The sequence below is a fragment of the Variovorax sp. CF079 genome (genome assembly GCF_900101545.1).
Classification (GTDB): Bacteria; Pseudomonadota; Gammaproteobacteria; order Burkholderiales; family Burkholderiaceae_C; genus Variovorax.
Window position 1 is genome coordinate 16,115 of the sequence record NZ_FMZU01000035.1, and the last position, 14,102, is coordinate 30,216.

Consider the following 14,102-nt stretch of genomic DNA (forward strand, 5'->3'; position numbering starts at 1 on the left):
AAAATCCGTGTGCGCCGCCGCGTTGGCCGCGTCCGGCGCGATCTGGTCACACGGCGCGAGCAAAGGGCCGACCGGGCGGCGTGGATCGCTTGCGCACCCACCTCGCATTCGCCGGCGGAGCCAACGCGAACGCGGCACTGCGAGGCCGGATGTCGCCAGCGTGCGGCCGCTGCCAGCCTCCGGTGCCAGCGCTTTCAGCGCTGCTCGAGCCCATGTCAATGATCAGTATGTTTGGCTTCATGTCATAACAGCTTTGCGGAACAAAACTCATCACCAGTATCGTTTCCCCTAGTTATCGAGATAAACGGGCCAAGTGTACATTAGCCTGTCATAACAGCCATCGTGACACCGAGTCCCAAAGATCTGCTTGAACAGCAGGTCGCAAGCTCTTCCAGCCAACGTAAGGAGACAAAGAATGAGGCGCAATTTCCTGAGGTCCGCAGCTGCCGCCGGTATCGGCCTGGCCGGCGCCAGCGCATTCGCGCAACAGCAATCCGCAGCCCCCGCGGCGGGCGCCGGCCTGCGCGGCAATGCCAGCGACGTCTACGTGATGAACGTCATGGTGTCGGGCGTCGAGTACTGGTTTCCGGTCTACGAAATGATGAAACAGCTCGGCCGCACGCTGGGCGTTCGCACCCGCTACACCGGCACGCCGGAGTACGACGTCAACAAGCAGCTGGCATCGTTCGAGCAGGAGCTGGCACGCAAGCCCGCGGGCATCCTGCTGCACCCGATGAACCCCGATCCGTTCATCGAGCCGATCAACCGCGCCGCGGCAATGGGCATCCCCGTCGTCACCTTCGCGGCCGACTCGCCGAACTCGAAGCGCACGTCCTTCGTCACCTCGGACAACGACCGCGAGGGCACGCAGGCGGCCGACGCCATCGCGACCTCGCTCAACGGCAAGGGCGAATACGCAGTGCTGGAGAACCCGGGCCAGGACAACCACGACCGCCGCATCGCGGCCTTCGTGAACCGCATGACGACCAAGCACCCGGGCATGAAGCTGGTCGGCCGCGCCGCCAGCAACCAGGACCCGAACAAGGCCTACCAGGCGGTGCTGAGCCTGGCGCAGGCCAATCCGAACCTGGGTGCGCTGTTCATGCCCGAAGCCAACTCGGCACTCGGCGCGGCGCAGGCCAAGGTCGAGACCAAGAAGAACATCAAGGTGATGTGCTGCGACGTCAACGCCAAGATCCTCGACATGATCAAGTCGGGCGACGTGTTCGGCTCCATCAACCCGAACCAGGGCATGCAGGGCTACATGGGGATGATGATGTTGTTCCTGGCGAAGAACCCGTCGCTCATCGATCCGATGAATGACGCCAAGCGCAACGGCGCCAACCCGATGTCGGTGCCCTTCCTGGACAACGGCCTCGCCGTGGTCAGCAAGGTGAACGCGGACGACTTCTACTGGGGCAAGTACCTCGCGCGCCGCGGCACCAAGGGAATCGGCGAGTGAGCGCTGCGGGCTCTTCGCGGCTGCTCGAACTTCGCGGCATCAGCAAGCGCTTCGGCGCCTCGCGCGCGCTCTCGGGCGTGGACTTCTCGCTGCAGGCCGGCGAGATCCACGCCCTGTGCGGCGAGAACGGCGCGGGCAAGTCGACGTTGATGAACATCATCGACGGCATCCACCGCCCCGACGAAGGCGACATCGTCCTGAACGGCGAGAAGGTCGTGATCGACGGCCCGGCGCATGCGATGCGCCTGGGCATCGGCCTGGTGCACCAGGAGATCGCCCTGTGCGCCGACGCGACCGTGGCCGAGAACATCTTCATGCCGGAGATCAACGCCGGCAAGCAGGCGTGGATGAACTACGCCAGCTTCAACGAGCGGGCCGGCAAGGCGCTGCGGCGGCTGGGGCAGGACATCGACCCCGGCGCACTGGTGCGCGACCTGAGCATCTCGAGCCAGCAACTGGTGGAGATCGCCAAGGCGCTCACGCTGGACTGCAAGGTGCTGATCCTCGACGAGCCCACGGCCGCGCTGACCGACAACGAGTCGGCTGCGCTCTTCCGCGTGCTGCACGACCTCAAGGCGCAGGACATCGGCATCATCTACATCAGCCATCGCATGGCCGAGATCCTCACGCACGGCGACCGCGTCACCGTGCTGCGCGACGGGCGCAGCGTGCACTGCGGCCCGCTGGCCGGCATGACGCCGGACGAACTGGTCCGCCGCATGGTCGGGCGCGACCTCGGCAACTACTACCCGCCCAAGCAGACCGTCACCGGGTCCTCCGAGCCCGTACTCGAAGTGACCGACATCGCCGACGGCGAGCGTGTACACGGCGTCTCCTTCGCGCTGAAGCGCGGCGAGATCCTCGGCATCGCCGGGCTGATGGGCGCCGGACGCAGCGAGCTGGCCGAAACCGTGTGCGGCCTGCGCCTCGCGAAACGCGGCACGGTGCGCCTGTGCGGCAAGGCGCTCACGATCCGCAAGTACAGCGACGCGCTGTGCGAAGGCATCGCCTACCTGAGCGAAGACCGCAAGGAAGCCGGCGTGTTCCTCGACCTTCCGATCGCACAGAACGTGTCGTCGATGGCGCTGCGACGCGTCAGCTCCGGCTGGGGGCTGCTGCAGCGCTCGGCCGAACACCGGCTGGCCCGCGAGCTCGGCGCGAAGCTGAACCTCAAATCGGACGGCGTCGCCATCGAGGTGTCGAGCCTCTCGGGCGGCAACCAGCAGAAGGTGGCAATCGCAAAGCTGCTCGCCACCAAGCCGGTGGTGCTGCTGATGGACGAGCCGACACGCGGCGTCGATGTCGGCGCCAAGTCCGAGATCCACCACATCCTGCGCGAGCTCGCGAACCAGGGCGTGGGCATCATCGTGATCTCTTCGGAGCTGCCCGAGATCATCGGGTTGTGCGACCGGGCCCTGGTGATCCGCGACGGCAAGCTGGCGGGCGAATTGAAACCGAACGAAATGACGGAGGAAGCCCTGCTGCGGCTCGCCTCCGGACTCTGCGAACAGGAGATGGCATGAACTTTCCATCGAGACTCGGCGCGGGGGGCACGGCATTGGCCGGCGTTCAACCCCGTCGAACAGGAGACCCGGTGAAGCTGCCGAACAAACTGACGAGCATGCGCGAAGCAGGGCTTCTTCTGATCATCGCGGTGCTGTGCGTGGCGATGAGCTTCGCATCGCCCTACTTCCTCACCTGGGACAACGTGCGCGCGATGCTGCTGTCCTTCTCCATCGAAGGCATCGTGGTGGTCGGCATGACGATCCTGCTGATCGTCGGCGGGATCGACCTCTCGGTCGGCTCGGTCGTCTGCTTCGCGATGGTGGTGACGGGCAAGCTCTTCCTGATGGGCGTCGACCCGTGGGTCGCGAGCCTGGTGGCCATCGGCGCGAGCGGGCTGATCGGCGCCATGATCGGCGGCTGCGTGACGCGCATCGGGCTCAATCACTTCATCGCCTCGCTGGCCTTCATGGTGATCGTGCGCGGGCTGTGCCTCGCGCTCACGCAGGGCACGCCGCAATCGCTGTTCTCGCTGCCGGGCGAGTTCAAGTTCATCGGGCAGGGCACGCTCTTCGGCATTCCGGCGGTAATCCTGATCTTCCTCTTGATCGTGGTGGTGAGCGACTTCGTGCTGCGCCGCTCGACGCTGCTGCGCCGGGTGTTCTACACGGGCAGCAACGAGAAGGCCGCGCTGTACTCGGGCATCCGCGTCGGACGCGTGAAGTTCTGGGTCACGGTGCTGTGCTCGGCATCGGCAGGCCTGGCCGGCGTGATCTACACGGCCCGCTTCGGCGCCGCCACGCCGACCTTCGGCATGGGCATGGAGCTCAACGTGATCGCCGCCGCAGTGATCGGCGGCGCCAGTCTCAAGGGCGGCTCCGGCACGGTGCTGGGCGCGGTGCTCGGCCTCGCACTGCTGTCGGTGGTGACCAGCTCGCTGATCCTGCTCGACGTGTCTCCCTACTGGCAGGACGTCATCAAGGGCCTGATCCTGCTCGCCGCCGTGACCATCGACCACCTCCTGAACACGAGAAAGACAACGCGATGAAGAAGACAACGCTGGGTCCTTCCGGCATCGAATGCTCGGCCATCGGACTGGGCACCTGGGCCATGGGCGGATGGATGTGGGGCGGCGGCGACAACGCGGCCGCCGTCCATGCGATCCAGGCTTCGCTGGACGCGGGCGTGAACCTGATCGACACCGCGCCGGCCTACGGCCTCGGCCGCTCCGAAAGCATCGTTGGCACCGCGCTCAAGGGGCGCCGCCACGGGGCCGTGATCGCGACCAAGTGCGGCCTGGTCTGGCACACCCAGAAGGGAACGCACTTCTTCGAGGAAGACGGCCACCCGGTGTACCGCTACCTCGGCCGCGAATCGATCTCCCATGAAGCCGAAGAAAGCCTGAAGCGGCTGCAGACCGACTACATCGACCTCTACATCACGCACTGGCAGGACAGCACCACGCCCGTGGTCGAAACCATGGACGCGCTGCTCAAGCTCAAGAAGCAGGGAAAGATCCGCGCCATCGGCGTCAGCAACGTGAGCCCCGAAACGCTCGCCGAGTACCTGCGCTACGGCCCGGTCGATGCGGCGCAGGAGCGCTACAGCCTGATCGACCGCGAGATCGAGACCACGCTGGCACCGCTGTGCAGCGAGCACAACGTCGCGGTGCTGGGCTACTCGTCGCTGGCGCTTGGTTTGCTCGCCGGCCCCATCGATCCCGAACGCGAGTTCAAGGGCGACGACCAGCGCGCGACCAACCCGCGCTTCAACGAGGCCAACCGCTCCAAGCTCAAGGCCTTCTTCGAGGAGCTCGACCCGCTGCGCGCGCGGCTCGGCTGCTCGTTCGGCCAGCTGATGATCGCCTGGACCATCGCGCGCGGCACCGTCTCGGTGGCCCTGTGCGGCGCGCGCGTGCGCCAGCAGGCGATTGAAAACGCCGGCGCCGGCTCGCTCGAACTGGGCGACGACGCCCTGCGCCTGATCGACGCCGCGGCGAAACGCCACCTGGTCGCGCTCGCCTGACACCCTCCTCACTTCATTTCTGCCAACAAGGAGTTCTTTCCCCATGTCGAAGGACAAAGACGCGCGGCTCAACCGGCTGCTGAACAACGGCCGCTGCCTGGACATCGCACTCGACCACGGGGTGTGCAACGAGCCCTCGTTCCTCAACGGCCTGGAGGACATGCCCCAGGTCATGGACAAGCTCGTGGCCGCCGCGCCCGATGCGATCCAGCTCAACTACGGCCAGGCCGACCTGCTGCAGGACCGCCCGGGAAGCAACAAGCCCGCGCTCGTGATGCGGCTGGACATGGGCAACCCCTACAACGCCACCGCGCACCGCGTGATGTGGGCCGTGCTGCAGAACGAGAAGGACCCGGTACTGCCAGCCATCCAGCGCGACGCGGCCTGCGTGGTCGTCAACCTGTTCATGCTGCCGAACGAGCCCGAACTGTTCCGCCAGTGCGTACAGAACATTGCGCGCGTGCGCGCCGACTGCGACCGCTACGGCATGCCGCTGATGATCGAGCCGCTGGCGATGCGCCCGCACAGCGACCAGGGCGGCTACATGGTCGACGGCGACGCCGAGAAGATCGTCACGCTGGTGCGCCTCGCGCGCGAGATGGGCGCCGACATCGTCAAGGCCGACCCGACCAGCGCCCCCCCGGATTTCCATCGCGTGGTGCAGGCCGCGCGCTGCCCCGTGCTCGTGCGCGGCGGCGGGCGCGAAGACCTGCGGCAGGTGTTCGCGCGTTCGCGCGTGCTGATGGACCAGGGCGCCGTCGGCATGGTCTATGGACGCAACGTGTACCAGCACGCCAATCCGTCAGCGGTGGTCAGTGCGCTGATGGCCATGATCCACCGCGGCGCGAGCGCCGAGGCGGCCTGGGACATCTACGAATCGGGCGGCGTGTCCCAAGAGTGAGCCCGAAAGCAAAGTAGCGCTGGCCGCTTTGCGCGGAGGCGAAAAGCCGGCTCGAGAAGGCAATGATCATTCTCGACAGCGCGAGCGCAGTTGATCGAGACGAAGTTGATTGAAGAACGGGTGTCGACGGCGCAAGAAGAAATGGGGCAAGAATGAAGATCCGACAGTTGACCTTGGTGATCCTGCTGGTGTTTGTAAGCCTGCTCACCCATGCCGGCATCACCGGTACGAATCCGGTGACGACGGTCGCCAACATGGCGTCTGGCGCACTGACAGCCTTCACTGATCTCGCCAATCAGCTCGACAGGGCCTCTCCCCAGATCCCCCAGGGGCCTGGTCTTGGCAACCCTTCCTTCAAGAAGGAGGAGCTGTTCAAGCCGCTTTACATGGTCCGGGATGGTGAAGGCGGAGATGTGCCCAACAAGTACAAGACGGCAAAGCGTTTCGGCACCAACGTGGGCCTGATGCTCAATGGCTACTTCGTCACCATGTTCACGCCTGACAGCGGGGGTGGGCCAGGGGGATTTCTGGTCTATGACGTCTCGGACCCGCAGAAGATCAAGCTGAAGAAGAAGATCTATGAACCGGAGGGTAAGACCAGCCAGTTCCGGGAGTCGCACGCGATCGGCACCTCGACCATCAAGGGCAAGGTGTACGTCGTCGTCCCGAGCATCAAGGGCATCGAGTTCTGGGATTTCACGGACATCGAAGATATCAAGCCGACCAAGCGCCTCGAACTCAAGGGCGTGAATGCCGGGGACTACTTCGATGTGAGCTGGCAACTCTGGTGGCAGGCCCCCTATGTGTATGTCGCGTCATCGGACGATGGGATCCACATCATCGATGCGAGTGATCCGGCCAATCCCAAGTACGCCGATCGAGGCCAAGACCGTCCCAATCCTGTACCTACGAGCGAACTGGGAAGCTTCAATGTGGGGCCGATCTTCACCATGGGCAATCACATGGTGATCACTTCCATGGAGGCGACCGACAAGGGCATATCCAGCCTGGACATCTCCGACCCGCTGAATCCCCGGCTGCTCGCTACGAAAGGAGCGCTGCCCTTCTACTACGCGACCTGCTTCGATGGCGTCAAGGTCCATGGCTCCATGCGCAACGATGGCGCCAAGATGCACACCCTTGATATCAGTGATCGCAACAACATCGTTCTCGAGAACAGCGCGCTGGTCATCAATCAGCAGTTGTATTGCGCTACGCAGGACGACTACGTGATGCAGGGAGCGCAACACTATATTCACAAGATCGATGTCCGCGACCCCAAGAACTACAAGGAGGTTGGTTCTGGAAGCCTGTTCGAGGACAAGACGGAGCGAGACCACTCAGACCATGGCCAGGTGACTTTCCTGGGGAACCTGGTGTATGTCGGCAACGACCATGGCAACGGTAGCGGCTTCGTGCCGCATGCGACAGGCCCCGATACGACAGCGCCAAAGGTACGTCAGATCTCGCCACGCGCCGACGAGAAGAACACAGCGCTGACTACGCGTATCGGCATAGCGCTGACTGACAACATCCGGCCCGAGACCGTAAACGCTCAAAACTTCATTGTCCGTGTCAAACCGGCCAAGCCCTCTGTCGGGAATAGCCCGGCGATAGAAGGCTTCTACAGTGCCCAGCTCGGCATCATCAACTTCTCGCCCAGGGAGCCGCTCAGCCTGGAAACGACCTACGAGGTGGTACTCAGGAAAGGCGGGTTGAAGGACTATGCCGGGAACGCCTTGGTGGAAGACTACACCTTCAGTTTTACGACCCGCAATGCGGTCGATGCAGGGATGGTCAACCACTGGCCGCTCAATGGGAGCTTGGACGACACCATCGGGAAGAACAACGGCATCCCCACGAGTGGCGAGGATGTCTATGGACGCATTGGTATGGATTTCAGTTCGCGCGCCGGCGGCATCCCGCTGCAAAGCGACTCTGCGGCCACAACCCTCGGTGGAACCGCCTCGGTGAGCTTTTACATGAAGACCTCGCAGAAAGGAGTCGACAGCCAATGGCTGGCGCCGGGCATCTTCGGGCGCGACCAAGCGGCTGCCGACAATGATGTTTTCTGGGGTTGGATTGACAGCAAGGGCGACCTGAGGCTGACGGTGGGTAACTACTCGCAGACCAATCCGGGTGTCAAGTCGGGGTCACCGATCAATGACGGCAAGTGGCATCACGTGATCATGACTCGCGATTCCAGCTCCGGCGCGATGACCATGTTTGTCGACGGTACCAAGTTCACCGGAAGTGGGATCAAGGGTGCGATGGGGCTGCAGAACAAGTTCAAGTTTCTAGGTCAACTTCAAGACAGTCCGGACTGGTTCAAGGGTGAGCTTGCTGATGTGCGTGTCTACGACCGGGTGCTGACCGACGACGAGGTCAAGAAGATGAACGAGCAGGTCGTGATCGGACAATTGGGGATGAAACCCGTGCTCTATGGCAATGAAGTGGCGTTCGATCCTCCGTTGATGGGGGGCAAGGGTGCGCGGTACAGCTGGCGCTTCGACGATGGGCAAAGTACGCCGTTCTCCAGCGATCCGAAGTACACGCGCTTGTTCAATCGGCCCGGACACTACAGCGTGATCTTGACCGTTAAACAGAGTGATGGGGTGGAAGTTCGGTACAGTTTCGTGTTGGCTGTGACTGCTCCTTTGACTGCCAATGCACCCGTGCACAGCACCAACATCACGGGCCGCGGAGCCTACATCTACAGCGTCAATTCCGACAGCGGAACAGTGGCGGCGGTGGATGCGCGAGATCCCCGGAAGCTCGTCAAGAAGTGGGAGACCCGCGTCGGGGAGGAGCCGCGTACTGTGGCTGTGGGGCCGGATGGACGCGTCTGGGTGGCGGTTCAGGGCGAAGACAAGCTGGTCGCACTGGATGCGGTGACCGGTGCAGTTTCAACTACCGTCGCGTTGGACTACGGCAGCGGGCCGCATAGCGTGGTATTCGCGCCGGGCGGCGTAATGGGGTTGCTGACATTGGAGAGCAAGTCCAAGCTCATCAGCTTTGATCCGACAACAGGTGAGAGGCGCAGCTCCCTCGATCTACCACCCGGCGGCGGCCGCGGCATCGCTGTGACGGGGGACGCCAGAACGGCCTATGTCACGCGCTTCAAGTCAAAACGCAGCGGGGGTGAACTGTACGAGGTCGATCTGGCCGGGATGAATACTCGACGCACGATTGTGCTGCGGGTCGATACCACCACCGTTGATACCGAAGCAGGTGCGCGCGGTGTTCCCAACTACCTGCATCAGGTCGTGATCTCGCCAGATGGCTTGCGCGCGGTCTTGCCTTCTAAGAAAGACAATATTCTGCGTGGCCAGTGCCGAGACGGCCGGAAGCTGGATCACGATAAAACGGTGCGCTCCGTGCTCAATCAGGTGGACCTTGCCAAGGGTGAAGACCTCCCCGCCAGTCAGATCGACTTCGACAATCAGCCGCCGTCGAGAGCGGCAGTCTTCTCGCCATTGGGCGACTTCGTTTTCGTTGCCCAGATGGAGGGAAATACGGTAACGGTCGCCGATGCCTACAGCGGTAGTCGGGGGGCTCAGATCACTCGGATGCGGAGTACGCCGCATGGCTTGTACATCGATGCTGAGCGCAAGTTGTTGTTCACCAACAATTTCCTCGATCGTTCGGTATCTGCGTATGACGTGAGCACGATCTACTCCGGCAAGAACGCTGACGCTCCGTTGCTTCACTACGTTTCAACAGTCGCGACCGAGCCGTTGAAGGCATCCGTGCTGCGCGGCAAGAAGCTCTTCTACAACGCCAGCGACATCCGCATGTCCAACGAAAGCTACATCTCATGCGCGAGTTGCCATGTGGATGGCGGAGATGACGGGATGGTATGGGACTTCACTCAGCGCGGTGAAGGCATGCGCCGCACCATTTCCCTGCTAGGGCGCGCCGGACTGGGCCATGGCAATCTGCATTGGAGTGCCAACTTCGATGAAGTCCAGGACTTCGAGAACGACATTCGTCGGGAGTTCGGGGGGACTGGCTTCATGACTCAAGCGGACTTCGGGGTCACGGCCAACCCGTTGGGAGCGCGGAAGGCCGGCAAGAGCCCCGAGCTGGACGATTTGGCTGCATACCTTGCTTCGCTAGACAAGTACATGCGCAGTCCGGTACGCAACGCCGATGGAGCATTGAGCATGACGGCCCTGCAGGGTAAGAAACTATTCGGTGACCTGCAGTGCATCACTTGCCATTCCGGTCTCGCTATGCGTGATGGACAACGGCACGATGTAGGGACTATTCAACCCAGCTCGGGCAAAGGCAGTGGCAAGAAGCTCGCGGGTGCAGGGTTCGACACGCCAACTTTGCATGGGATCTGGAGCAATGCGTCCAATTTCCACAATGGCCAGAAGGCAACGACAAAGGATCTGATCGTCTCCGGTCACGGAAATAGCAATGCATCGAACTTGTCGCCTGCAGATGTGGATGCACTGGTCGAATATCTTCGGTCCCTGGATGGACCTAAAGATGATGCGAGTGTTGGCTCGACTGCGCCACCTTCTTCGTCGCCGACCAGCACTGCTGCGCAGTGAACAGGGTTGGCAATCGACATTGAATAGATGAGAGGTATCCAGATGTTCTGTTCACCCATTGTGAAAGAGGTCGAAACGATGGTCTTTCGAAAGAGCTGGTTGCAGGTCGTCATGTTATGTGCCGCAATTTTCACAAGTGGATGTGGAGGTGGCGGAGGTGGGGAAAGCTCCTCTCCTGTCAAATCCATTCCTCAGTCCTCGGCGGGTGCTCCTTCCTCATCGACGACGGGCACAACGGCTGCACGGACATCAGGAAAAACAGGGGCGGGCTCTGACGTGCAACCAGTTGATGTTTCTAACATCAGCGATTGTGTTGCGTCTTCCGATCTTGAGAATCGCTGACTAGAGCCTTCCTTGGGCCTGTCGAGCGACCAAGCCGCTCGCTGCCTGAAAGGACGCGCACCAAGGCAACGCTGGACCCGGCCGCACACGCCAGCTACTTGGACGCGCGCTCCTTCCAGACAACACTGTATTCCTGCTGCTGCCGCAAGAGGTCTTTCGCGAACGTCTCGTGGTCCATGTAGTGAAGGGGCATGCCTTGCTTGTGGGCGATTTCGACGAATGCAGGATCCTTCGAGGCGTCGGCAACGGCGCTGCGCAGCAGCTTGAGAACGTCCTCCGGCGTGCCGGCAGGCGCAGCCAGACCGCGCGATGCACCGGTCACCACGTCATACCCTTGTTCGACAAGCGTTGGCGCGGTCGGTATCGAGTCCAGACGCTTGCGGGCTGTGACACCCAGGGCGCGGACCGTCCCAGCGCGCAGATCTCCTGCACCGTCCACCGCCGTGACGTAAGCCATATCGAGGTCACCGGCCAGGATGCCCATCCGAGTCGGCGCTGCACCGGCGTAGTGAACCGCCGTCAATTGGATGCCCGCCTTTTGTTCGAGTGCGAGCATCGCCAGGTGCGGCAAGCTGCCCTCCCCTGTCGTTCCCACCGTCACCTTGCCGGGATTCGCCTTGGCATAGGCCACGACGTCGGGCATCGACTTGAAAGGGCTCTCCTTGCGCACGAAGAACATGCCGTCGTCCTCGACCAGGTTCGCAATGAGCGCGAATTCGGACAGCTTGTACTGTGTGGAGCGCTGCAGCGGAAACACCACCACGTTCGGCGCGGTGATGATGCCGATCGTGTAACCATCAGGCTTCGCCTTGGCGATGGCGGTGAACCCGATCTGTCCGCCGGCACCGGGGCGATTGGCAACCACCACCGGCATCTTCAGGCGCTTTTCCAGGTACAGGCCGATGGCGCGGCCCATCGCGTCCGCGCCTCCTCCCGGCGCGAACGGAACGATGAGCGTGACGGGGCGATCCGGATAGGTGGCGTGGGCCGGCCAGGCCGCTGCCGCAAGGGCGAGCGCCAGGCTGGTGAGCAGGCTGCGCAGCATTTTTGTCTCCTTCGACTCCAGGCGGGATACGCTGCCAGTATGCGAACGCCGGCGATCGAAGCAGTGCCATTTCCGACATAACACCTATGCGTGTGCCCTGGTACCCGGCTGCGGCCCCTCACGAGTCCCAGTAGGGCGGCCTACCGAACTTCTGCGTGAAGTAAGCGACGAAACTTCGCAACTGCTTCGACTTCGACAGCTCGGGAATCCAGACAAAGCTGATGTCGCGCGGCTCCATGTCGCTGTCGATGCGCCATTGCGGCAGCAGTTCGACCAGCTTGCCGCTGCGCAGGTCGGCCTGCACGGCCCAACTGGCCAGCAGCGTCACGCCCATACCGCTCGCCGCAGCCTCCGCGAGGATGTCCGAGCTGTTCGCTGCCAGCGGCCCGGCGACCCGGATGGTGCGCATGTTCCTGCCGGACCAGCTGTGCCAGATGCCCGTCGGGGCCAGGCGGGTATGAATGAGGCACGGATGCCTGGCCAGGTCCTCGGGACTCTGGATCTTGCCGCGCTTGGATTCGTAGCTCGGAGAAGCACAGAGGATTCGGCGCTGTTTTGCGATCTTCGCCGCCACCAGGCGTCGATCCGGCAGGTGCCCGATGTGAAGCAGCAGGTCCACCTCGTCACGCACGAGATCGACCTTCTCGTCGGTCAGCGTAAGCCGGATCTCCACGCCCGGGTTCGCGTCCCGGAAGGACTGGAGGTGCGGCAGGATATGCTGCTTGCCGAACATGGGGCCGGTCGTCACCTTCAGCACGCGGGGACTGGAATTCGACTGGCGCAGCTGATCCAGCAACAGGTCGGCCGCACGCAACATGTCCTTGCCGGTATCCACGAGCAGATGGCCTGCATCGCTGGTGGAGATGGATCGCGTGGTTCGCTTGAACAATGGAACGCCGACCATCTCCTCCAAGGCGAACAGTTGCCTCGAGGCGGCGGGCTGCGACAGTCCCAGGCTCGCGGCTGCTTCACTGATCGACCCCGATCGCTCGATCGCGAGGATCAGCTCGATCCCGGCGATCAACTGGGCCCGCTCGGTGATCTTCCTCGCGTTCTGTTGCCTCGTTCTGCCTTGACCGGTACCGTTCGCCATTGCCGTGCAAGCTCCAAATGCGGGCCGGCATGATAGCGCTCTGCCCCTGTTTCCTAGTTCTCCCAGGGCGAAACACGCCAGAGGGCCCGATAGTCGCGGTCCAGCCGCTCCAGCTCACCCTTGAAATCCTGGGGTCCCATGTACCGCAGCGGCAGCTTCTGGGCGGCGGCTTCCTTCTGGAACTCCGGACTGCGCACGATAACCTCCATCGCCTCGGCCAGAACGCGCACCACCTGCGCCGGGGTGCGCGCGGGCGCTGCGATGCCCCGCAGCGCGCTGATGACCACGTCCACGCCCTGCTCGCGCAGCGTCGGCATCTGCGCTGCGGTGGGCGCGCGATGCTCCGCGGCTTGACCGAGGGAACGCACCAGGCCCCCGTCGAGGTCGGAAGCGGCATCCGCGATGGTGATGAAGCCGACATCCACGTCGCCTGCCAGCACCGCTTGCCGGATCGGGACCGTTCCCGAGTAAGGCACCGCCATCAGCTTCGCTCCGGCGTTCTTCTGGAGCGACAGCAAGGCGAAATGCGGAAGCCCCCCGTTGCCCGTGGTGGCCAGGTTGATGCTGTCGGGCTTGCTCTTCGCTTCGGCCACCAGGTCCTTCATGGTCTGGAAGCGGTGATCCTTGCGGACAAAGAAGACCCCCACATCCTCCACAAGGTTGGCGATCGGCTGGAGATCCGAGAGCTTGTACTGGGCGGCGCGCTGGATCGGCAGGACCACGACATTGGGAGCCGTCACGACGCCGATGGTGTATCCGTCCGGCTTGGCGCGAGCGATGGCGGCAAAGCCGATCTCGCCGCCGGCACCAGGACGATTCACCACCACCACCGGCTGGCCGAGCTTGCGCTCGAGGTGCCGCGCCAGCAGGCGGCCAGCCGCGTCGGCCCCGCCGCCGGCGGGAAAGGACACGACCATCGTGATGGGCTTGTCGGGGTAGTTCGCTTCCGCGGCGGCGGCCGACGCCACCCCGATCAACGAAGCAAGAATGAAGCGAATCAGATGTTTCATCGCCGTGTCTCCATTGTTCTGGTCATCACCCGGTGCCCGGCAATGCTTCGCACGCCCCAGGACGAAGCACAGCGCATTCCCGTCGTCCGATTCTGCGCCGATCCGACGTGGCCGCCTTCCTTTCAGCACATGACTCTTATGACAGCACCGCATGAATCA

9 protein-coding genes are annotated in these 14,102 nt (G+C 63.1%); 6 read left to right on the forward strand and 3 right to left on the reverse strand.

Annotated features, from left to right (window positions below; translation table 11 throughout):
* Positions 1-415 precede the first annotated feature (415 nt).
* The 6 genes from BLS74_RS31905 (at position 416) to BLS74_RS31930 (ending at position 10,453) form a co-directional block, all read left to right on the forward strand.
* Positions 416-1,462 carry a substrate-binding domain-containing protein gene (locus BLS74_RS31905; RefSeq protein ID WP_093111763.1) on the forward strand — a complete coding sequence of 349 codons (1,047 nt, stop codon included), beginning with the start codon at positions 416-418 and terminating at the stop codon, positions 1,460-1,462.
* Positions 1,459-2,985 carry a sugar ABC transporter ATP-binding protein gene (locus BLS74_RS31910; protein ID WP_244504118.1) on the forward strand — a complete coding sequence of 509 codons (1,527 nt, stop codon included), beginning with the start codon at positions 1,459-1,461 and terminating at the stop codon, positions 2,983-2,985. Before BLS74_RS31905 ends, BLS74_RS31910 begins: the two co-directional genes overlap by 4 nt.
* Positions 2,982-4,013: an ABC transporter permease gene (locus tag BLS74_RS31915; protein ID WP_093111765.1), complete on the forward strand. Its 1,032-nt coding sequence runs from the start codon at positions 2,982-2,984 to the stop codon at positions 4,011-4,013. Before BLS74_RS31910 ends, BLS74_RS31915 begins: the two co-directional genes overlap by 4 nt.
* On the forward strand, positions 4,010-4,990 hold the full coding sequence (locus tag BLS74_RS31920; RefSeq protein WP_093111767.1) for an aldo/keto reductase: 981 nt from the start codon (positions 4,010-4,012) through the stop codon (positions 4,988-4,990). Before BLS74_RS31915 ends, BLS74_RS31920 begins: the two co-directional genes overlap by 4 nt.
* A 43-nt stretch (positions 4,991-5,033) precedes the next feature.
* On the forward strand, positions 5,034-5,891 hold the full coding sequence (locus BLS74_RS31925) for a class I fructose-bisphosphate aldolase (RefSeq protein ID WP_093111769.1): 858 nt from the start codon (positions 5,034-5,036) through the stop codon (positions 5,889-5,891).
* A 152-nt stretch (positions 5,892-6,043) separates the two neighbouring features.
* Positions 6,044-10,453, forward strand: coding sequence for a LamG-like jellyroll fold domain-containing protein (locus BLS74_RS31930; RefSeq protein WP_093111771.1), 4,410 nt, complete (start codon positions 6,044-6,046; stop codon positions 10,451-10,453).
* Between the two features lie 436 nt (positions 10,454-10,889).
* Here BLS74_RS31930 and BLS74_RS31935 read toward each other — a convergent pair whose 3' ends face one another.
* From BLS74_RS31935 to BLS74_RS31945, 3 genes are all read right to left on the reverse strand, one after another.
* Positions 10,890-11,840: a tripartite tricarboxylate transporter substrate binding protein gene (locus tag BLS74_RS31935; RefSeq protein ID WP_093111773.1), complete on the reverse strand. Its 951-nt coding sequence runs from the start codon at positions 11,838-11,840 to the stop codon at positions 10,890-10,892.
* A gap of 118 nt (positions 11,841-11,958) precedes the next feature.
* Positions 11,959-12,933, reverse strand: coding sequence for a LysR family transcriptional regulator (locus BLS74_RS31940; protein ID WP_093111775.1), 975 nt, complete (start codon positions 12,931-12,933; stop codon positions 11,959-11,961).
* A 53-nt stretch (positions 12,934-12,986) separates the two neighbouring features.
* Positions 12,987-14,072, reverse strand: a complete 1,086-nt coding sequence (locus tag BLS74_RS31945; RefSeq protein ID WP_170855790.1) for a tripartite tricarboxylate transporter substrate binding protein — start codon at positions 14,070-14,072, stop codon at positions 12,987-12,989.
* Positions 14,073-14,102 lie beyond the last annotated feature (30 nt).

Coding starts and splice junctions, on each gene's coding strand:
- BLS74_RS31935 (WP_093111773.1), bottom strand. CDS start 11,840: ATGCTGCGCAGCCTGCTCACCAGCCTGGCGCTCGCCCTTGCGGCAGCG.
- BLS74_RS31930 (WP_093111771.1), top strand. CDS start 6,044: ATGAAGATCCGACAGTTGACCTTGGTGATCCTGCTGGTGTTTGTAAGC.
- BLS74_RS31915 (WP_093111765.1), top strand. CDS start 2,982: ATGAACTTTCCATCGAGACTCGGCGCGGGGGGCACGGCATTGGCCGGC.
- BLS74_RS31905 (WP_093111763.1), top strand. CDS start 416: ATGAGGCGCAATTTCCTGAGGTCCGCAGCTGCCGCCGGTATCGGCCTG.
- BLS74_RS31925 (WP_093111769.1), top strand. CDS start 5,034: ATGTCGAAGGACAAAGACGCGCGGCTCAACCGGCTGCTGAACAACGGC.
- BLS74_RS31920 (WP_093111767.1), top strand. CDS start 4,010: ATGAAGAAGACAACGCTGGGTCCTTCCGGCATCGAATGCTCGGCCATC.
- BLS74_RS31940 (WP_093111775.1), bottom strand. CDS start 12,933: ATGGCGAACGGTACCGGTCAAGGCAGAACGAGGCAACAGAACGCGAGG.